Here is a 23,075-nt window from a genome sequence, read left to right as displayed (position 1 = left end):
CGACAAAAGATTGTTTAAAACGCGACTCTAAAAATTCTCATCGTCCTGTAAAAACGTTTGTAAATTTTTGGCGACAACTTGCGCTATCTTTTGGCTTCCCAGCGAAGAGGTATGTACTGCGTCATAAAAGTAATCCACTTTTCCACATAAATGAGAAGTTTCAATTACCTCGATATCGTCGTATTTTTCTTGTAAAGTATCCATCACTTGGTCACAAAGGTCGAAAGCTTTGCAAAGAGCTTTGTGTGTCAAAAAACGCGCGTGATAATTGATCTTCGATTTTTCTACTTTGCCGTTGTTGCGATGCGGTAGCCTACTTTGTTTTAACAGCACCAATTTGCTATTCGTTATTTTGCAAGCGTGATACAACATTTCTAAATTGAATTTGTACTGCTCTACAGCAAATTTAGAAAATGTATCGTGCAATTTTTTTGCTTTTTGTCTTTTGGTCTCGAAAAAGCTTTTTGAACTATAGTAGTTGTGTCGTAGCTTACTATAAAATAACGACCATCCAAAAATGTAGTCCAACGTGTTATAATTGTAAACTAAGGCACTCGGAGAGCTCGGCAGAGTGTCATATGCATGTAATTGAATGATAGAACTCTCTGGCGAAATATTATGAAAATGTCTTATGTCATTCCATGCACCTGAAAAAACTAAAATATCAGGCTTCCAAGTGTGAAGGTCTAAATAATAGCGTGCTAAATTGTCATGGCTTGATTTACCAGGCATTCCGGCATTTATAATTTCAATTTTTTGATTTGTCTTTAGGTATGTCGCCACCATATTTGGCCAGTCTTTATTTTCAGGAGCGGCAAGATCAAACACATGCGAACCACCTAAAAACATAATTCGTAAGGTTTTATCTTTTTTAGGTTTTGCGATAGTTGGTCCACGAAGTCCATATTTATTGATGGTAACTTTGTTGGGGTTATTAAATAGCGCTCCCCAAAAAATATAGGAATTTTTTTTTCTTTGTAGCAAGGGGCCGGAGTACATATTCCAACTATACTTGGGATAATTTTCGACAATATCACTTACATAATATTTTGGACGAATCCCCAAAAATACGACTGCATAAGTAAGAGCTTCACATAGTAAAAAAAACACAATGAAGCTTGTAAACGCTAACAAAAATTTTTTTTTCACCTGCGTCTCCCGATTATGCATTTGTTTACTTATGTTAAAAGCAAATAGCTGGGTTATAAAACCCAACTATTTATATAAAATCTTTACAATTTAGCAAAACAACGCAGCAGAGGTGAGTTCACGTTCGATCTCTAAAAGGCGATTGTATTTCGCAATACGCTCACTGCGACATGCAGAACCCGTTTTGATTTGCCCGCCCCCCATTGCTACGCAAAGGTCGGCCATAAAGGTGTCACTTGTTTCACCAGAACGATGAGAGATGATATAGTTCCATCCAGCCTTACGACATAACTGAATGGTCTCTACAGTTTCGGTTACCGTTCCGATTTGATTCAGTTTTATAAGAACGGCGTTGGCACTACTTTGCTCAATACCTTTTTGCACAAACTCTTTATTGGTAACAAACAAATCATCACCGACAATTTGTACTTTTTTACCAATGGCGGCCGTAAGTTTGTTAAATCCATCCCAGTCATTCTCATCTAAGCCATCTTCAATAGAAATGATGTGATATTTCTCCATCCAATCCTGGTATAGAGCAATCATTTCGTCGGTGGTCTTCTTTCCTGTACCCGACCAGTGCATGTCATAACTTCCGTCCTTATAGAACGAACTGGCGGCACTATCAAGAGCCAAAGAGATATCTTTTCCTGGAGTGTAGCCTGCTTGGGTAATGGCTTCTAAGATGAGTTCACAGGCTTCATCATTGCTCTTAAGATTTGGTGCGAAACCACCTTCATCACCTACAGATGTGGCGTAGTTTTTCTTTTTCAATATTTTTTTCAATGCATGAAAAGTTTCTGCGCCATAACGAAGTGCCTCAGAGAAAGATGGTGCCCCAATGGGCATTACCATAAACTCTTGTAGATCAACACTATTATCGGCATGCTCTCCCCCATTGAGGATATTCATCATCGGAACAGGCAAACGAAAAGCACCAACACCGCCCAAATATTTGTAAAGTGGTAAGTTACATGCTTTTGCTGCGGCCACAGCTGTTGCCATCGACACACCGAGAATAGCATTGGCACCAAGTTGCTCTTTGTTCTTACTGCCATCTAATTCTAACATCGCCATGTCAATTTCGCGTTGATTGAAAGGGTTCATTCCTACCAATTGTGGGGCGATGCGTTGATGTATATTGGCAATTGCTTTTTGCACTCCTTTTCCGCAATAACGCTTATCGTCACCATCGCGAAGTTCTAAAGCTTCGTGAATACCAGTTGATGCACCTGAAGGAACAGATGCGCTTCCGGTAATCTTATTGTCGATTGTCACGTAGGCACGTACTGTCGGATTACCTCTTGAATCGAGAATTTCCATTGCAGAAACATTGGTTATTTTCATGGTGTTTATTCCTAAAACAAAAAATAAAAAATATATGTGTTTAGAGATATGAATCAAATAAAAGTATCTATTGTTTTATACATCTTTCTAAGTCGTAGATAAACTCTTTCATTGTTTTGTAGCGTAATTTTTGCGATTTTTGTAGACTTTTGAGTATAACTTTTTGTAGTGATGTGGGTATATTTGGATTTATTTTTTGTGGAGCTGTAGGAGGTTCTTGCAGAATTTTAATGATGAGTTTATTGGCTTTTGCTTCGTTGAATACTGTTTGCTGAGTTAATAATTCATAAAAGATAGCTCCAAGAGAGTATACATCACTCTGTTCGTTGATATCTGCTATGCGACCTTCCGCTTGCTCTGGAGGCATGTAGTTTAGGGTTCCCAAGATCATACCTGTACGAGAAATATTGCTACGCGTGTCCGCGATTTTTGCAAGACCAAAATCCATTACCTTTGGTACTCGATTTTCTTGCATCATAATATTTTCTGGTTTTAAATCGCGGTGTATGATGTTTTGATTGTGGGCAAACTCAACTGCGCGTGCTATTTTGCGTATGATTTGTACACTGCGTGAGATAGAAAATGGTTTGTAATTCATGAGCTTTCGCAGTGTGGAACCTCTGACATATTCCATGGTGAAGAACAAAACATCGTTGTCGTGCACCATATCATAAACCATCACTATGTTAGGATGACGTAATTTACCAACGAGCAGTGCCTCTCGGCGAAAACGCGTTATGTTGGAATCTTCCTTCACTTCATCTTTCATGATTTTGAAAGCAATTTCACGATCTAAATTTTTATCAAAGGCGTGAAATACATGCGACATACCACCTTCACCAATTTTTTTGAGTATTTTATAGCGTGTTAAAGTCCGCAGGTAGGCTTCAATACGATCCTCTTTTTCAACAAGCTCGACCTTTTCGTCATTATACCGAATTGTGGCATCTTCTTCAGGTACGGCTTTTTCACACATTTTGCGAACATATTTGATTTGAGATTTGTCTAGATAGCCTTTTTTGAACATTACCCAATACAACTTAACCTTTTTTCCTTTTAGCCACAACTTTTTTTGAATTTTAATAGATTTTGCCAGTTGTTGTGATTGTATAAATCCTAAATCTAGGGCTTTTTTGCCAAATTCAAGGTCTTCGGATGTAGGCATAATATTCTTTATTTTTATGAGGTTTGTGGGATAGTTTAGGTGTAGACACACCTAAACTATGAGGACATAAACACTCTTTCTGAGTGAGAGGGCTTACTGAGCCCAAATTGCAATAGAGTAAATTTTGCTTTACTAAATATGCAAATGATAAGATGGGAGCTTATCTTTTCTTCTTTTTAGTTTGTCGCATTAGATTGAGCATTTTAAGATGTCTGCGTTTGCGTTTCAAATATTCGCGTCTTCTCTTTTGACAAGGTTTTTCATAATATTGTTTCTTTTTGATTTCTTTGATCAGTCCTTCTTTTTCGCACATTTTCTTAAAACGGCGTAATACCTTGTCTATATTATCACCCTTCTCTACATTTATCTTGATACTCATAAACTTTTTTCACTTAACCTTTCTATAACATATAATAGCACCTCTTCGCGGAGGATATTTACTCTGTATGTCTTGCATGCAATTTATCAGGCATTCCTAACTGTGCCGAAAAGGAAGCTCTTCGCTTGCAATTGTTTAGTGGTAAGGAGTCTTAGTATTTGGTATAGATGTAAGACTGCCCTAGTTTCAAATTTCTAATCCTAACAAAAAAATATTTTGAAGTCAACAAGCTGTGTATTTTTTATCGAAGAATCACCGGAAGTGGTCCCGCCCAAACCGTTGTTTTTGCCAAAACCATTCGCTCTAACAACGAAATAAGTTGTAAGTTACACATTTTTTTCTCAATGACAACAGGAATTTGTTTGGTTTTTAATTTGACGTCTTGCTCACCACAGACCTTCCATGTGCCATGTTTGCTATTTTTGGCAGCATAAAACACATTGTCATCAACACTTACTTCATAAACACTATACCCGTATTCATTCTCTGGAAAAGCTTGTCTTATTTCCACCTTATTGTATTTCATCGTTTCATCCCTTCGTAAGTGCAAACAAAATCGACCACTTTCTCAAAAATATTTATATCTACATGTGCCTTAGCGATACCTTCCAGTCCTGGACAGCTATTCACTTCGAGAATAACAGGTCCATCCTTCGTACGAATAAAGTCAATTCCACAAAAAGGTAAATTCATTGCTTTTGCAGCAATGGTACACATTTTTTTTTCTTCTTCGCTTAACTGAGTGGCGCAAACACTGCCTCCGACAGAAATATTGGTGCGATACTCCTCTTTTGTCGCTGTACGTATCATCGCGTAGTGAGTGTCAAATCCCAAGGTCACGGCCCGAATATCTTCATGGTTTTGTTCCGAGCGCAAAAAAGGTTGTACGAGTAGAATGGCATTGCGATCTCTTACCCAAGTGTAGTCGAACATCGCCATCAACTGCGCCTTATCATACGCAAGGAGTATGTTCTTCCCCCCCGAACCAAAACAGTTTTTAATAATATACGGTGGGCCATCTATAAGTGAGATACCCGCGCGCAACTGTTGGTGATTGCGTACCACAAGAGACGGGGTAACGGGCAATTTGTGATGCGCTAGCGTTTGCAGCGTAAATAGTTTGTCTTTCGCTTTGATAATCGAGTATGTGGGATTGATTACCGGTATATTCCTATTTTCAAAAGCGCGCAACACGTAGTAGTCCGCACTATGTACACTGCGAATGGCAAACCGACTAAAAACGAGATCATAGTCTTCGATTTCCTCGCCATCATACAAGATTTTTTCTCTACCATCAACAATATAAGTCAATGCGCCATTTTTGTGTATATCTACCTGTACACCATGCTTTTCACCAGCTATTTTCTGGAAGTAAAGATGAAAGTCAGGCAATGGATTTTCGGATAAAACACAGTTAATGAGGGCTATTTTTTTGGGCATTATCGTTCACTTGACAAGAGGGCGCAATAAATCAAGATTTTTTTGGGCGGTGTATTTCGTATATTCGAGAGACAAATATTTTGTTATTTCGGGGATGGCCTCCACAGCACCGAGATTCCCCAATACATCAATGGCATTTTTGCGTACGCGAAGTGATGGATCATTGGACAGTATTTCCATCACAATGGGAATATCGTTCGTCGTTCCCTGAAATTTGAGATAAAAAAGACATATGTTACGCACATGATTCGACGTATGTTTTAGATTTTTTACCAAAATTTCATGACTTGTTTCGGTGTGGTATTGCCCAATGGTATGAATTGCCTCTATCTGTTTTTGTAAATCTTCACTTTGTAACTTCTCCATAACTTTTTCCACAGAGTTTTGCGTCACAGAAGTGTCGTTCTCTGGTGGCTGTGAAGAATTTCCTAAATTTCTCTTTACGCGGATGATAGTTTCGCGCAAACGTTTTTTCAAAGACAGTTCAGGAATAAGTGGATACGCTAGAATAACTTTTTGCAACATCGGATTCGTGACTTTTGTAAGTCTCTTATCAACGATATGTTGCCATTCCCAAAAACCATTCCACCTTTGCCACGCAGTGTCTGACTTTAGCTGTTCAATGCAAAAATCAAAATGCTGTTCTTCCACAATATCCCCAGGTAACTTTTCGATGGCAAGTAATTTACGAAGAGATTGTAGCTTTTGCGGAAAGAAATCATCCGCACTTGAGAATTCTTGCAGTGATTTGTAATTAGTACCCGAGGTCATGGACGCGACAAAAACTAGTTTAGAGCTTGTATCCAGTACTTTTGGCGCTTTGATATAAGGGTATATTATATTTATTTTTTGGGTGCTTATTTTTCCCCAATAGACATTCTCGATGGCAAACGTCACCAATACACCGGAACGAAGTCCCGTGGAAGAAATCGACTTGCCATAGAGTACCAATGTATTTTCTCCCAAATACTCCTCGGCTATTTTTGTCGTTCTTTCCGCATAAATAATTGCAACGGCAAAAATGAAGAAAATAAGCCACCTATTCATACTATACTACTTCTACCTCTAGAGGAGTGCTCTCTACGCACAGTAGTTCCTTTTCATCACTACTCTTTTTTAGATAAACTTGCGAATTTAATTTCCAACGAATACGGATAAATTTATCATTTCGAGATGCTTCTTTGTGCATTGGAATGCGTATATCAAAACAATATTCCTCTTCTCCACCATCGAGATCTTTCTCAATGTTGTGTCTATAGAGATAGCGTGAACGCGATGTCACTTTATCTAATGGTGCACGTTTATCTGTACGTTCGTTGATAAGTTCAAATAAAATAAAGTCCGTATGATATGAAGTATCACTTGTGATTTTAGCTGTAAAAGAACTCGATTCACCGATTTGTGGATTCTCGATAGGTGCTTCTATTTTTAATTCAGCATCTTTTATTAGTTTGGGTTTTACCGTACCATACATAATCATAATTGTCGTCCTTAATACGAAAACTGTGTATTTTTGGCGTTGTTATTCGTACTTTAAAGCGATATTTTACTTTGTTTTTTGCACACAATCAATCATTTTCCAGTTTTAAATACGTCTGTAAAATCTCATAACACATTTGGTGAAAACTAGGATCGCGACTTACTTTTTGCAACAACAAATGAATTTCCCTTATTTTCGAATAGGCCTTTTTGTTGTCGTCGTCATTGATAAAGCGAAATTTCGCCATCAATAGAAGCTTTTTATACAAAATCTCACGATACAATAGTTTGCTCTTTTCGCCGGAATGGTTTTTAAGACAGGCAAGCATGACATCAAAAAATACCGGATTACGGTTAAGTGGTAAATACTTTTCGATAGCCGCATGTGCTTGCGAAATAGATGTTTCACTTTTTACATATGCCCATTGTAGTTCATAACGCATTTTATATTCTAGTGGTAAATCTATTTGCTTTAGGCTTTTTTCGATATGAGCTTCGGCGAGGTGTAAAAATTTTTGAGCCTTCGACTCTTCTTTCACAAGACGACTCATCGCGTGGTATAATATTGATAGCTCGTAATTGTACTTAGAGCGAAAAACATCTTGCTGTGCAAAACTTAACGCCACCTTTAATTGTTTTATATAACGAAAAATTTGCTGTGGTTTTTTCTCATTGCCATGTTTATTTTTGGTCAGTTTCTGCAAATACAAATCATAATATGAAGAGGACGCAGCGCGAATCCTTTCATAAAATCCCGTCTCTTTGAGCATCAGAGTTTGACGTAGTTTACGGTATTTCCCCCAAGCAAAACCGGCTTTCCAGACTTTGTCATCCTTTCGTGGTGCTTTCTCTCCCAGAAACGAATAACTTGCCGCAATACTGCGAATTACATTTGGAACAGCAGGGGATTCATAGTTAGACAAAGTCGTCTTTAACAACGTATTACTGTCATGTGACACCTTTAAAAAACCACTCACAAAAGGAAGCATCGTTTCAGGAAGCATCGGATCAGAGCACAAATTCATGATAATATTTGCCTTTAACGATGGACTATACTCGTATTCACGCAATTGACGTAAAGAGCGGAAGCCTAAAAATGCCGTCACTTTGTAAATAAAGCTTTTAAAGGCGTCGTCATCTTTATTCTCCATGAGCTGATGGTATAGACTGCGTATTTGTGATATCACCTCGTCGTATTTGCCTTTCTGTTTATTTTTGACTAATTTTTGTAGCTGCCCGATAACACCCGATACATACGCGAGAGTTCTTTGCGCGTTTGGCAACGAGGTACGATTGACAATGCGTACATATTCCCGAGAATACGGCTGTCGATCAGCGAGAATGTATGTGGCCTTTAACCGGACAGTACTACTACCTTCAATAGCTAATTTCCCCAACGTATCAAAAAAATAAGTATCATTTATTCTGGTGTAAAAGCGATTGCTATTTAACATTTGAAGCTTACAAGACGCGTCGACGTTTTTGTCTCTGAGCCACCCGTAATATTGGTCGAGGTATTCGTTATTTAGAGTCGTATATACATGCGGAGAAATCCAATAAAAATGATGTGCATACGCGGCAAAAATTTTATCTTTACTATTCATGGCGTCGCGAAGAATTTCTCCCGCTCTGTGGTGTGGCATTTTTACATCCGCTTGCCACCACAATATTCCCGCAACCGCGAGAATATCTTTTGTTAAGGTTGTGGATTTATTTATTTTGACTTCGAGATTTCTCCATGCATTTTGCGGACGGTATCTCTTTAAGAAAAGTTCATAGTATTTGTTATCTATGCGAAACAATCGCGTGTACAACAAGGTTTTTTCTAGAGTATCCAGCCTCATATTTTGTGCTAGTAACACATTGAGATCAATAATGAGTCCCTCTTCAATGAGAGCGCAACTACTGACGAGGGCCAACTCAACATCATCGCGGTCATTGTAGTGACTGATCAATAACGAATCAGATTTTTGAACCAACATCTTTGCCGCAAGATAACGAATTAAAATATGCTCTTCGCTATTTAGTAGCAAAGACTCTACGTCTTTTTGGAAACTTTCGGTGTTGGGTAATTCTTTGCGGTGTAAATAAAAATCTGCTAACTGGTAGTAAACCACTTTTTTGCGTGCCGTATAGAATTTTTCGCGGATATCGTTATTTTGTAACAATGACAGTCGTGGTATGTGCTGCGCTACGCGAGAAGCGTAGTCATCGACTTTATGTAGCGGATAACTATAACTCTTTAACACAAGCATTTTCGTTGCGAGCTCTTGCGCATACTCTGTCGCACTCGAAAATAACTCACATATTTGTTTTATATCACTTTTATTGTAGCGATTACTACGCCACGCTTCGTAGTAGTGTGCATTTTGTAATTTAATGTTCTCAATATTTTCGCGCAAAAGATCTGGTTTGGATGTTTTGAAATTGGTGCCAAAACTGCGAAATATCGACCAAAATATTCGCTCTTGGTAGCGAGAATCTTCCAAGGGAAGTCGCATGATGGCATCCAGCGCTTTGACATTATTGTTACTTAGCGCTATCGCTTTTTCAAAAACCAAATACGCCTTTTGGTAAAACTTCCTTTGACTGTAAACTTGGCCAAGGAGTATTAGATAGTCATAATTCTTTGGACGTGCAATTGTCGCCTGGTGTAAATACTTTTGGGCATTTGCTAAATACCTATTTACCTTCGTTTCCTTGTGTAAAAAAATATTTGTCTTGGCAAAGCCTTCGTAGAACAAAATATTGCGGTGCTTATCCTTTACACTTTTGAAAATTTTATACGCATTGGTAAGAACAACCGTTTTTGTTCCTATTTTTCTGGGCGGTGATTTCTGTACAGCGACATTTTGCGCACCATGAATCAACAATTCTTTGCACAATTTGCGTTCGTCATCAATCTCTCGTTGAATACTGTGTTTTTTTGATTCGCGTAGCAAGTTCATTTTTTTTGTTAGGTCGTAGATTTTCTTTTCGCAAGCAACAATTGCATTGTAAATTTCCAAATAACTACATCCCAAAAATACATCGAGGTTCTCCCCTGTGACACCTAGAACTTTGTATATGTTGAGTACTTCGCGATATTTCTTTTGATAGAAATATACGATGAGTTTGCTGGATAAAGCTTCACGATTATATTTCCGATTTATCTTTTCCAAACGCGATAAATAGCGACCACAAAGTTCATGCTTGTTCATGTGAATAAGAGCTTGGATTTGTTCAAGAGCGATCTCGGGAGTTATGTCATCGTCATCCATGGCAACAACAGTATTGTAAACATCGTAATGTAAACCCTTGGCATTTTGCACTTGCAAAGTCAGTAGCTGTAACTTTTGTCGATTTAATTTACGATCGCGAAGTTTCGCAATGAGTTCTTGCGCGGCATCGAATAACTTCCGATCCACTAAATTTTGTAACGTCTTCAAGTTCTCCGGTAAATGTATGCGTTGTCGTTTTTGCGGCATTTGGGAAAACACGACGTAAATCGCCGCAATCACCGCGATAATAGATAGAATTAAAAACTCGCGTAAATGTAAGACAAAACGTTGCATCACTCGCTGTAAGGGAGAAAAGTTTTTTTGTTGCAAGTACTGTTGTAGGGCTATATAAAGTTCCCCGGCATTTGCGTAACGACTATTTTTTTTCGCAACACTTTTCTTCCATATAAGCTCTATATTCTTAGGTGCGTTTACCTCGTTGACAATCAAACGTTTTGCATAGTTTTGTCGCTGAATATTATAGAGTATCTCCATTAAAGTGTCGCCGGGCATCATCTGTTCCCCCGTCAGTATCTCATAAAGGATCGCTCCTAGCGCATAAACATCCGTACGTGCATCAACATTGCGATCGCCCTTAGCTTGTTCAGGGGACATATAACGTGGAGACCCCATGATTTCTTGGCTTTTTGTCAGCTGGAATTTCTTCCCTTCCGTAAGCTTGGCCAAACCAAAATCCATCACTTTGACTTGCCCTTCGTCAGTAATCATTATATTTTCGGGCTTCAAATCGCGGTGAATCACCTTGCGCTTGTGTGCGTGCCCCATGGCCTTGCATATTTGCATGAAAAGGCGTATTTTTTCTTCCAACGTTAATTGTTTATGACGACAATATTCATCAAGAGGAAATCCAGCAACATATTCCATCACCAAAAATATATGCTCTTTAAAAGAACCCGCTTTAATCACTTTGATAATGTTGCCATGGTCAAGTTGCCCCGAAACCTCCACTTCTTGCAAAAAACGTTTTCGCGATAAACTGGTCAAACGATTTTGTAAAATAACTTTAATCGCAACAATCTGCTGCGTATGAGCATCCTCCGCTTTAAATACGATGCCCATACCACCAGCTCCGATAGATGATATTATTTTGTAGCGATCAATTTTTGCTCCCGGTTTAAAGTCACCAAAACAATTTTGTTCTTGCGTTTCCTGTAGTAATTCATCAAAAAATGAGTCGCTCATGTCATCCCTCCTATTTACGATAGATGTTGCGCAAAATAGAATCTTGTTTTAACAAGCGTTCATTGATATAAGGTTTATAATCTTGGCTGTTTAACGCTAGGCGTTTTTCTATGTCGATGAGCATTTGTAAATGTTGTTCGGCTTGTTGATAACGGTTTTGTTGTACATACACTTTGGTCAAATCTAACGCGTGATTTATGGCAAGTGGATCTACTAAGAAAATTTTTTGTAAAACGTATTGTGCGCGATCCCATAATTCCAAATCCATATATAAATGAGCGATGTTACTTAAGAGCGGGGTGTACACAGTATTTTTCTCCGCAGAGAACAACAACGGTAGTATTTGCGAGTGACCATGGCCTGCCTCGTGTAACATTTGTGCAAGCAAATATTTATACCTACTAGACTTAGGGTTTATTTCAACGGCTTTTTTTAGGTTTGCAATAGCCGTGGTGGTCTTTTTTTGCATATCATTTACCAAGGCAATTTCATAAAAGTACCGACTTTCTTCAGGATTAAGCTCTAAGGCGTATTCTAAATAACGTTTGTATTCTAAAAATTTATTGTAATCTTTCGAAAAAGCATCTTTCATCAAACGATAAAAACTTTGCAAATAATTGTCGTAGCTTGCTTCCTCAAGAAAATTTTGAATATTTTGCCGGCCATACATATAAGGAAACGCGCCGTTGCGTATGATGCTATAAAAACCTTCGGCAGCGGCTATTTTTCTTGACCGCGAAGCATTTTTAACCTTGTAATATATCCTGTAACGCTCTTCCAACGTGGCGAAAGCTATACGCACCGCGAGAATACTACGTTGTACCTGTGGAGAAGGGTGGTTTTTATATTCGTTAAGCACAGTATCTTTTTGTCTTCGCGTCAGATTCGGCAACATCATCTTTATAATGGCACTCGGTTGTCGCGGTAGCTTTAGATTGGCAATTATATTGGCAATGATGAATGGATTTTTTTCTTTTTTCATCGTCCGTAACGGATGGAATCCCCACGATGCTCCCGCGTAGTAAAAAAAAGCTTTGATGTCATTTTTTTTGAAATACACCACTTGCGAGCTTTTATCAATAAGTTTACGTACATTTTCCCTGAGGAGTTGAGGATTACGTCCAATGTTGTACACCGTAAAATAGTATTTAGATAGTATGAACGTATATATGCGAAAAAAACTAGGGTAGCGTTCATCATTTTGAAACATCAATACCTTCGGATGAGAAGGATCTATTAACACCAAATTAAAAATACTTTGCAGCGCAACCTGATTACCCATATTGCGATGTGCCAAATCGATAAGTTCGTCTTGTAACGCCTTCATTTGCTCGGTAAATCTTCCAGCATGATTCATGACACAAGCGTTCACCTCCGTATTGGCGTCTTGCATTCCCCACCTTAAAACTTCCATGTATTTGGGAGCATTTTTCACCGTGTAATAGCTATTCCAAAAGTGATAGTGGCTATATGCGCGAATGGTTGGCGAAGAATTTTTCATTGCTTCTAATAAAATCTTCTCCGCCACAATCCGTACCTCCTCATCATTGTACAACGTCGAAAACGCCGAAGAGGCAGCACAAAGTCGTACAAGGTAGTTTTTCTGGTGCAACAAAGCCTTTAGAATATTTACATTGTTTTTGATTCGCTGTTGCGGAAGAGGAGAGGAGTATATCGCAATATTCTTAGCACTAAGAGCCAGTAAAAATTCTTGGTCTTTTTCATGAAGTCTTTCTGCAATTATAAAAACATCTTTTAATACCAAAGGTTGGTAGTAGCCTACTTCACGAAGAGCACAACTCAAAATAATCTTATTCACTGTAGAAGGTGTTTTCTGCAACATTTTGAGTAAAAAATCCCACTGTCCGGTATGAATCATCACTTTTGCCGTTGCATAGCGAATGGTGAGTTTGGTCTCTTTTTCGAATATTTTTTGCGCTTGTTTTTCACTGATGGTTTCATGGTGAGTGATATTGCTTTGTTTTATTTTATTGTACAAGTAGGCAACTTTGTAGTATGTATTATACTTATTTTCATTTGCCACAAAACTTTTGAGTTCAAAGTTGATCTTATCAAGCCTTTTTTGCGCAACATATGTTGTATTTTTATAAAATTGTCGTAGTTGTTTTTGTAAATTTTTCTGATAGCGTAAACTGAAAAGTCCCTTAGTGATGGATTCTAAAATTTTCGTATCGAGTTTTCGCTTTGTGAGTGGCTTTAAAAAAATATTCAGATCCGTTTTTTGGTGCTTATTTCGCAATGCCACTACTCTATTCATAAAATCATCGCGGTAAATTTTTTCCAACTCCGCAAAATACGAATGAAATAAATCGGGTTCTGTGACCTTGACCAAATTTGCCGCAGACTGGCTTTGTAAGACAAACCCGGCATACTGAAGAAACGGCTCACGATACGACAAGTACAACTGTGTATTTAATGCTTCCACATCTCCCGCATTCTTACCAAGGGCTATTTTGATCAAACGATGTGCCTCATAATATTCCCGTAGATGCAAACAGCTTTGCGCTGCCAGGGTATAGTATTCACTGGTATTAGAATCTAATTGTATACACTTCGTAAAGCATTCATACGCAAACTGGAGGTCTTCACGGGAACCTTGTTGCTCAAAATTTTGTGGGAGATAACTTTTCCCAAGATATTTCCATACCCGTATATCTTGCGCCATCTCTTTTTGTGCGGCTTTTAGTTGTTTTCTTGCGTCGAGGGGATTCTTCATTTTCATATTGCAGATCCCCAAATACAACTGTGTTTGGGGAATAAGTTCTTTATTTTTATTATGGCTTAACGCTTTTCGAAAAAACTGTTTTGCGGTAGGGAATTGTTGTTTCTCGTAAAAGATAAGTCCCTGGTAGTAAAATGCTTCCCCTTGAATATCACTTGCAGAACACTCTTTTAGGAGTACAAGAGCCTTCTCGTTTTTTCCTAATAAGTAGTATGTCTTTGCCACTTCGAACAACGTTTTTTTCGCTAAATTACCCTGGGATATTTCCCGATAAATTTCAATGGCCTCTTTATACTTTTTGAGTTTTACTTTTAAAACGATCAAGCGTTGACCTATTTCCCTCTTGTCCTTGTCATAAGCCGCGTCGTATTTTTGTGTCAGATACTTTTCCGACTGTACATGAAAAAATAACGCTGGGGACTCTTCGTATCGCGGAAATAGAAAAAATGTAATCGCACATAGCACCACTAAAAAAATAGCAATCGTTCGCATACGCACTTGAGGTACATGGAAAAACTTACGGCGAAAAGCACTCACTTTAAAATACTTTCCTTGGACAAAATACTGTAAGTCCCTACTCATTTCTTGCGCTGTTTGATAACGACTATCACTACTTTTCTCGATAGCTTTCATACAAATGTCGGCCAAAATTACCGGGACATGCTTGTTGAGCTTTTCAGGAGAGGTGGGAACCTTGGTGGCAACTTCATGCATAATTTGAATAGGCGTGTTTCCGATAAAGGGTAATGTGTCCGTCAACACTTGATATAATATAATGCCTACACTGTAAATGTCGCTGCGCGAGTCAAGATTTTTTGACATTTTTGCCTGCTCGGGAGACATATAAAACAGGGTACCCACAAGTTCTCCTGTTTTAGTTACTTGGTAAGAGTCTTCCACTTTGGCAATACCAAAATCCATAATATACGGACAGCCTTTTTCATCAATCAAAATATTCGATGGCTTCAAATCGCGATGAATAACTTTTTGGTTATGTGCGTAGTCCATGGCCTCAAGAACTTGAACGAATACCTCCGCTATTTCACGAAAGGATAACTTCTTTAGTTTAATGAAATCATCGATGGGAATGCCCGAAATATACTGCATTGTGAAGTAAATAGGCGGCTCTAAATTTATCTCGTAGAGTTTAACAATATTCGGATGATTGAGCCTAGAAATCACGTCGGCTTCCCTTTTAAAACGCACAACAAAACGTTTATTGTTTTGGTGTAAAATTTTAATCGCCACGTCGCGTCGTAGTTCTTCATTCCAAGCTTTATAAACAATTCCCGATGCTCCTTGCCCAATAACATTTTCGAGAATATGCTTACCTATCTTTTTTTTGCCCTCATATTTGAGCGGCAAGGTCTTTTTTTCACTTTGTTCGCGCTCACGCACAATGTTGTCTAACATGCCTTGCAAAAACTCTATTGTATTTTGAAAATCGACCTGATAATTCTCAAGACACTGTCGGACAAACTCTCCTAAGGTGTCGTAGAGAATCTGTTCATGCTGTGAGGCATATGACAGTTGTAGAAAATCGTCTTTAATACTTTGCGCATCGTTTATCGGCGAATTACCACACATAATCTGATAAATAAAAATCCCCAACGCGTAATAAATGTTGCGCTGTGAATCTTCATATGGCATGTAGCTTTCTTGCTGTGGAAAAGACGTAAACAAGCCGAAGTAAAAGAAAATTATTTTTTTTTGTTTGGTGTAAACAATGTTTTGCGGGTGGAGTATACCGCTAAATAAACTTTGTTGTAGAATAGATTGTATACCTTGTATTATTTGCAATGTAACACTTATTTTCTCTGGCAATTTTTGAGGAGAGTTGCAAAATTGTTTTAAAGACATGTGAGGAAAATAACGCCACATAGCGAGGAGCTCTTTAGAAGATACTTTCACATCAACAACATGTAGAATATTTTGATCTCTATCCTCTTTAAGTTTTTCATACTCCAACAGAAACATTTTTTCGTACTTTACACTGAGCTGCTGTACAATTACCTGCTCTTGCGAAGTAATATTTTGTGCGAGGAACAGGGATATGTCTTCTAAGCGATAAATACATTTTTTGACATGGTAGTTTTTTGAAATGCGTAGTTGCATATTATTTACTACTTTCAATTATATTGTCTAATTGAGAAATGTACTTCGCTTCATCTTCTTTAGAGTATAGTTCTTTCAGTAGCAGAATACTTTGTATAGACCTCTTTTTGGCGTAGAATTGTTTGAGAACGTTCTTGGCTTTAGATATTTGCGCAGTGTACTCGTATAGTTCCGCCAAACGAATAATGTCGAACTGTCCTAGTATACTAGAATCTATTTTTTTCAGATAATCGTTTACCAATTGTGGTTGTTGTTCTTTTCTCGCAAGGGTCGCAAGATCAATATAATAACGTTGATTTTTAGATATTTTGATTAGGTCCTGCCGACTCTCTTCAATGAGATTTCGTTCTGCGTATATCACTGAACGATAATAAAGATAGCGGTGATCTTCGCTAAGTTCTATGGCTTGATTCAGCACCTTTATATATTTCTCCGCAATGCGCCGGCTGCGAACAATACGTCGCAATTGATGAATGTGAATAAAGTGATGATCTTCATTGTCTAGGGTATAAAGTGTCGTCGCAAATGGTAGAGATTTAATAATTTGGATGCGAACATATAAATAAATTCCCTCCGCATAGATTTTGCGCTGTTTCTCCGATAAATTGCCGTTCTTTAAAGCTTCCTTTACAAATTGTAATTGTTTTTCTAAACCACCTTTATTCAACATGATTTTTGCAATGATCCCCGCAGGAGATAGCGCACGATTTTTATCGAACATAACATCAAACACCATTTGTTTTTGCTGTTGCGTCAAAGGCTTATTACGTCCGATAAAGCTTTCGACCAAAGAAAAAGCACTTGGCTCTTTGTATGAGGGAGACTCTTTATAGCACAAATTGATTAGAATATGATCTTGGCATTCTTTGTCTTCTTTTATGTAGTCAGCACCGTAATAACCAAACCCAGCACATAGCCCATGTATGCTGGCACGCACATCTGGAATTTTTTCCTGCATAACATTCTTATACAATTTTGCCATGGTTTCCTTGACTTTCGTGAATTTCTCACTGGCAAGTTTATGCTGTTTTTGGCTAAAAAGCTGCGCTGCATCTCGGATATTACTCACAATAGGCGCTATATGTAATACAACACGCATAAAAGTGTATTGTTTCCCCACTTTACTCTTCATAATTTTTGTGAGAGCTTCTTGACTATTATCTAAGGAACGCAAGAACAAAGCGATCTTGAGACCAAGTGTATGATCGTGATACTTCCAAAACAATCGTGAAAAAGCTTTAATGTGCCCCTTGTATAACTGTGGCGGAGCAAGCATCAATAAATTGATAATTTCAGGACTTTGAACACTTAGTAGCAGTCTCTGGTAAACTTTTACAAATCGTTGTGGTTCACGCTGCACAATTTTCGATTGCCAAAAGTAGAAATTTGTTAGGTAACGAACGGACGGGTTCGGATGCAAAAGGTTTTTTTGCATAATATGTACTGCTCTTTCATCAAGAGACAGCGCCCAATTGTCAAGACCAATAGCCGCGAGTATACGCACACGCAAAGATTTATGTTCCAGAGCTTTTTCAAGAAAAACAATAAATTTTGAAGAAACAGCTTTTCTTTCTAATATCGACTGTAAAAAAATAGTGAGAATGTGCGATTTATTCTCGTAGCTCTCCAGTGATGGTAACTCGGGGAAAAAACCTTCATCGTGAAGAGCAGCGTTGCTCACAATTTGCATTGTGCCTTGTTGCAAAGACAAATCATAAACCTTCTCCCAATTTTCTGTTTGAATTAGGGTTCGCGCCGCCAAGTACCGCGAAAAGATATCTTGATTGTCGTCTTGTAAAATTTTCGCCACGTCATCTTGTGCTGCGCGTAACTCGCAACGAGTTTGCTCATCGTGATTTTGTTGTAATTTAAACATTAAGTAATGATAGGCATTTGTACGTTCTTCTGTTACTTGTTTTTTTGCCTTTTCTAAAAATTCGCCCACCGCTTTTTGTGTTGTCTTTGGATAGTTATGGATCAGTTTTTTTATCTCATCGAAAAACCGCGGTGTGTGACGTAAAATTAGCAGTCCCTTGTATGCACTGTCTTGCAGTTCTTTTTTTTCACTGCTAAGTTTGTGCAATAAGTTGGCAACCATTTGCGCATTAAAAGTTTGTTGTGAAAGTTTAGAATATTCGTCGTAGTAGTATTTATAGAAATGGGCCCGTTGTTTAATATTGCTCGTATACAACTGTGGTTTTTTATTGGTAAAGGATAGTTCGACATAACTATGTATGAGCTTTAGTATATCAAATTGGTGTTCTGGATATTTTAAAACAAGGGCAGCAGCAATATTTAGAGTTTTTAAATCATATTGCTGCTTATTCAGCGCCGTCTTGACATGGTAGAACGCTCGTTCAAAGTTATCGAGATTTGTGTAACACTGCGCAGAATACGTGTGATATTTTCCGCTATTGGGTATTAATTTTAAACACTCAGAGAAAAGTTTATTCGCTTTTTCCCATTGCTGCTTTTGTACTAAAAATCGACCACAATACTCCAGAAAAAGGAGATCTTCGCCAAAGTGATCTTCCAATAAACGTATCTTCTCAGCAGAAAAGCCCTCGCGCTGTTCTACCGCGCAAACAAATGAGTACAAAGTCGCTTCATCGTGTATTTGCGACGTATCCGCCAATGCCTTTTTGAAACATTGTGTCGCTTTTTGCCATTGCTGTGCCGCCACATGTCGACGTCCCTCGTAGTAATGCATTTGGCTGAGTTGTTGTGGTGAAACGCGAGCATCAGACCGCATTTTTTGAGCATAAAACTTAACTTTGCGATATTTTTTATGTGCAAGATAGTACTTCATTAGGGCTAGATCAATATCGGCATCTTGCTCATCAATAAACGCGTAATACTCTTTTATCTTGTCTTCATCGATCTCTAATTTATGGGCATGTAGCAATATTTTTTTTGTCATCGCCACCCTGTGATCTATTGGTATCGCAGAATGTAGATGTTCGTTGTATAAATTAAGTGCCTGTTTATACATTCCAAAAGCAATAAAATTATCAAAACTATTGACAACGGTTTCTTCTGTTGCAAGCGTTTTTTCTATTTTAATTTGCACATTTGTTTGCGAAGATTGAAAGAATAAAACAATACTCAGTGCCACAATTCCGATAACGGCACATATTATAGGAAGACTTTTCTTGTTATAACGCGGAAGTTGTCCATGTAGATATTTATGAATGTCTTGTTGCAACTCTAACATTGTATTGTAACGTTTACTGACAGGAGAAACACACCTCTTCCATATATATTCAATTTCTAGAGGAACACTTTTGTTTGCCTTACGCAGCGGTACAACGGGTTTATGCTGAATATTATACATTACCTCTAGCGGTGTTTCTCCTTCGATCATAGGACGCATTGCAAGAATTTCGTAGAGTATAGCACCTAAAGAATAGATATCGTCCTTTGCCGACAGGGGCTGACTATTCGATATTCTTTCCGGAGGTAAATAAAGTGGTGTTCCAACAATTTCACCAGACTGGGTAATGAGCGCTTCACTTGACGCAATATTTTTTGCCAAGCCGAAATCGGTCAGTTGAGGAATACCGTTGTGATCCACGAGAACGTTTGACGGTTTTATATCACGATGAATGACATCTCGCTCATGGGCGTAGTGAAGCGCTTCGGCGAGTTGCCCAATAATTTTTAATTTACGGCGTAGTGAAAGTTTTTTACAATCGAGATACTCTTGTAGTGGCAACCCTTTCACAAAAGGCATGACTAGATATAAGTTACCGTTAAAGTTGCCTCCGCTATACACTCCCACAATATTGGGGTGGTCGAGGGTTGCCGCAACTTTCATTTCCCGTAAAAAGCGTTTTTCCTCGGTGTCACTTTGGCGTTTTTTGATAACTTTAATCGCCACTTCGCGTTGTAAATCTTGATCAATTCCTTTATAAACCACCCCCATGCCACCACGACCTATCTCAGAAATTACCTTATACTTATCGATAACAAAAGAGTGAGCCATACGTGAAATTGCCTGAGGCAACTCCTTGGTCTCCAGTATCCGTGGTGGATTCTTCTGTGGTTCTTTTACATTTTTTGTCGTCCATGGAATTGCGTGATTCACCTGTGTTTCGTTTGTGGCATTCCCCTTCCTTAATTTTATAACGGAGTGTATTTTTTGTACTTGTTCTTGCGTAAGTAATTTTAAATCAATACATATTTCTTGCAAACTAATGCCTTGAAGTCCATGCTGTTGATGATTACGCATGGTCTCCATACATTCCTCTATGGCGCAAGCACCTATGAGCTTTCTTTCTACAATTACTTCTAAAAAAATACGATCCTGAGGGGTTAAAGTCGCCACACAATTCTCCTATGTTACGCGAACAAAATGATTGTGATATTTTTCTCTTCCTATCGTCGTGTTAGGTCCATGTCCCGTATGTACGACAGTATCTTCTGGAAGAGTATATAATTTTTCAAGAATGGATTTTCTTAAAGTTTGAAAACATCCTCCAGGTAAATCAGTACGCCCTATAGATCCAGCAAAAAGAGCATCCCCGCCAATGAGATCTTTACCAAACAAAAACCCCACACTTCCCGGAGAGTGTCCAGGGATGTGTAATATAGAACAACTGCACTCTCCAAAACTCAAAGTATCACTTTCATCAATAAAACGGTCTACCTTAGGAACATCATTTATTTCCAGACCGAAATGTTTTGCCTGTATGGGCAAACTGTTGAGCATTTCTTCATCGTCTTTGTGCATGTAAAATGGTACTTTGAGTTGCTCTTGTATTTCGTGTACAACTCCGACATGATCAATGTGCCCGTGTGTGGCCCAGATATAAGCAACTTCAGCACCGAGAGTCTCGGCTCGTTTTATAATTCTTTGCGCTTCATCTCCTGGATCGACAATGACCGCTTTTTTTGTTTTTTCACAAACGAGAATGCGTGCATTTTGCGCAAAGGGACTTACAGTTAGAACTTCTATTTGCATTACTTAAACTTTCTTAAAACTCGGGAGTATATTTTTTTTCGATGGTGGTAAATTTCGCTTTTTACTTCACCTACTTTGTCAGCATAGTATTCTTTGATGATATAACCTTCCTTCTTTTTGTGCTTGGCAACAACGACTAAACACTCAAAGTTTCCCATTTCGGTGGTCACAATTTCGCCAAAATGACTGATGTATACATTGAACTGACCACGCTGCCATGTTTCAGGGTTTTTCGCGTGAAGGGGTACAATCTTTTGCAACCCACGTAAGACAAATCCTTCGGCAACCGCAATCGAAGGAGCGTAGTTGCTATTGTCTTTTAACTTCCATTGACCATTCTCGCGATTTAGTTCCCAACGCATGGAAGCAATGCGATTTTCTTCTAATTTGAGAACTTCGTATTCCCAAATACGACGACTATTTACCGGAAAGAATGTCGCATCTTGAGGAAACGGCTTAGAGCGATTTAACTGTTCACGCTCCGCATTTGTTTTATAGTCCACCAATATCTGCTCATATATCTTCTTTCCGCCAACAAAACGCGTTTGTTTTACTTTCCCAATTTGCGGTGCATAGTATTCTTTTATCACGTTGTCGCTATTTTGTTTTAACGCGGCATGTATTACCACGCAATAAAAACTACCTGCGTCGGTACTTACCCACTCATTATCGTGTATCTCAACGCTGTACCCACCTTTTTCCCATGTCTTTGTGTTTACAGAGCACGGTAAAACTTTTGCCCCATTTTGCAAAATAAAACCATCCACGTATTCGATAGGATGTTTGTTTTTTTTGTTATCTTGCAGGAAAATTTTACCGCCCTGCTTTTTCGTGGAGAAAGTGATATACGAAATATTTTTATCAATGTATTTTTTTACACGGTATTTCCAGAAAAAGCCCTTGCCGATGGGAAATAGTTGATGAGTAACGATATTTTTCTGTTTTCGTAAATGCTCCGCGGCTTCTTGGCGCTGTTTTTTTAGGAGAAGTGCCTCTTTTTGGCTTTGCAGTAAGTATTTCTCCGCTTCTTTTTGACTTTGCAGCAAATACTTTTCCGCTTCTTTTTTCTTTTTTTCTAAGGCTTTGGCCTGAAGCCTTTTTTTCTCCAACATTTTTTCCACTTTGGATTTTTCTTTTTCTAAAGAATTTGCTTGTTCTTTTTTCTCATGAAAAAACTTTTCCATTTCACGCTTTTTCTTTTCGAGTGCCAGCATTTCGCGTTGTTTTTTTTGTAGGAGTTCTTGGGCCTCACGCCTCTTGTTTTCCATCTCACTTATTTCGCGTTGTTTTTGCTGTAGCATTTTTTGCGCTTGCTGTTGTTCTTTATTTAAACGCGCAGTTGTTTTCTTTTTGGCCATCAACTGGTTGTGTATAGTTTCCGCGGTATTTTTGACAAACTCATAGCGTTCTTTTAATTTTCCATGAACATCACTCCGCATTTCGTTCGGGAGTTCTTTGATAATTAAATTGTCGAGTTTATAATAAAATTTTCGTAGAGATTTTCCCTTCAGTACTTTTTGTGTAGGAGTAAGTTCCATGTAGTCGGAGGAAGAAAACTCGTGGCGATGTACTTTAGGTTCTCCCTTTTCATTGCGAGTAATATAGCGTATTTCTTGCGATGAATGTTCTTGGACAAACGCTTCTGCTTGTGCCATGGCCTCTAAAAAAGAATATGCAATTTTATTGTCGAGATCACTGTGGGATTGTTTTTCGCTTTCGCTTTCTATGCCTTGGTATTTTAAATACAAAGCTTTATAGTCAATAACATGTCCCCCGGCAATGATGGATAAAATGATAATTACAAGTGCCCAAAAATATTTCATTACTTTTTT

Annotated in this window: 13 protein-coding genes; all 13 read right to left on the bottom strand. The window is 38.3% G+C overall.

Translation table 11 applies throughout. From position 1 onward, the window contains the following. Window positions 1–27: 27 nt before the first annotated feature. Window positions 28–1,149, bottom strand: a complete 1,122-nt coding sequence (locus tag UABAM_RS01670; RefSeq protein WP_151966254.1) for an SGNH/GDSL hydrolase family protein — start codon at window positions 1,147–1,149, stop codon at window positions 28–30. A gap of 90 nt (window positions 1,150–1,239) precedes the next feature. Beyond that, on the bottom strand, window positions 1,240–2,496 hold the full coding sequence (eno, locus tag UABAM_RS01665) for a phosphopyruvate hydratase (RefSeq protein WP_151966253.1): 1,257 nt from the start codon (window positions 2,494–2,496) through the stop codon (window positions 1,240–1,242). Window positions 2,497–2,563: 67 nt separating this feature from the next. Next, entirely contained in the window at window positions 2,564–3,661 is a 1,098-nt protein-coding gene (locus UABAM_RS01660; protein ID WP_151966252.1) for a serine/threonine protein kinase, read from the bottom strand. A gap of 160 nt (window positions 3,662–3,821) precedes the next feature. Next, on the bottom strand, window positions 3,822–4,040 hold the full coding sequence (gene rpsU / locus UABAM_RS01655) for a 30S ribosomal protein S21 (protein WP_151966251.1): 219 nt from the start codon (window positions 4,038–4,040) through the stop codon (window positions 3,822–3,824). Window positions 4,041–4,281: 241 nt separating this feature from the next. Further along, window positions 4,282–4,566, bottom strand: coding sequence for a hypothetical protein (locus UABAM_RS01650; protein ID WP_151966250.1), 285 nt, complete (start codon window positions 4,564–4,566; stop codon window positions 4,282–4,284). Then, window positions 4,563–5,480 carry an ATP-grasp domain-containing protein gene (locus UABAM_RS01645; protein WP_151966249.1) on the bottom strand — a complete coding sequence of 306 codons (918 nt, stop codon included), beginning with the start codon at window positions 5,478–5,480 and terminating at the stop codon, window positions 4,563–4,565. The genes UABAM_RS01650 and UABAM_RS01645 overlap by 4 nt, the downstream gene beginning before the upstream one ends. Before the next feature lie 6 nt (window positions 5,481–5,486). Next, complete coding sequence (locus UABAM_RS01640; protein WP_151966248.1) at window positions 5,487–6,527, bottom strand: HEAT repeat domain-containing protein; 1,041 nt, start codon at window positions 6,525–6,527, stop codon at window positions 5,487–5,489. A gap of 1 nt (window position 6,528) precedes the next feature. Further along, window positions 6,529–6,960, bottom strand: a complete 432-nt coding sequence (locus tag UABAM_RS01635) for a hypothetical protein (RefSeq protein WP_151966247.1) — start codon at window positions 6,958–6,960, stop codon at window positions 6,529–6,531. An 88-nt stretch (window positions 6,961–7,048) separates the two neighbouring features. Beyond that, complete coding sequence (locus UABAM_RS01630; RefSeq protein ID WP_151966246.1) at window positions 7,049–11,422, bottom strand: serine/threonine protein kinase; 4,374 nt, start codon at window positions 11,420–11,422, stop codon at window positions 7,049–7,051. Between the two features lie 10 nt (window positions 11,423–11,432). Next, a complete protein-coding gene (locus UABAM_RS01625) occupies window positions 11,433–16,280 on the bottom strand; it encodes a serine/threonine-protein kinase (protein ID WP_151966245.1) in 4,848 nt (1,615 codons plus the stop codon). A 1-nt stretch (window position 16,281) separates the two neighbouring features. Beyond that, a complete protein-coding gene (locus tag UABAM_RS01620; protein WP_151966244.1) occupies window positions 16,282–20,607 on the bottom strand; it encodes a serine/threonine protein kinase in 4,326 nt (1,441 codons plus the stop codon). Between the two features lie 9 nt (window positions 20,608–20,616). Further along, the gene (locus UABAM_RS01615) at window positions 20,617–21,243 is read right to left on the bottom strand and encodes an MBL fold metallo-hydrolase (RefSeq protein WP_151966243.1); all 627 of its coding nucleotides are present in this window, start codon (window positions 21,241–21,243) and stop codon (window positions 20,617–20,619) included. Next, complete coding sequence (locus UABAM_RS01610) at window positions 21,243–23,066, bottom strand: TapB family protein (protein WP_151966242.1); 1,824 nt, start codon at window positions 23,064–23,066, stop codon at window positions 21,243–21,245. Before UABAM_RS01610 ends, UABAM_RS01615 begins: the two co-directional genes overlap by 1 nt. Window positions 23,067–23,075: the final 9 nt, after the last annotated feature.

This window comes from Candidatus Uabimicrobium amorphum, assembly GCF_009002475.1.
Taxonomy (GTDB): Bacteria; Planctomycetota; Uabimicrobiia; order Uabimicrobiales; family Uabimicrobiaceae; genus Uabimicrobium; species Uabimicrobium amorphum.
The sequence above is the reverse complement of the archived record's forward strand: the minus strand, read 5'-3'. Positions and strand labels throughout refer to the sequence as shown.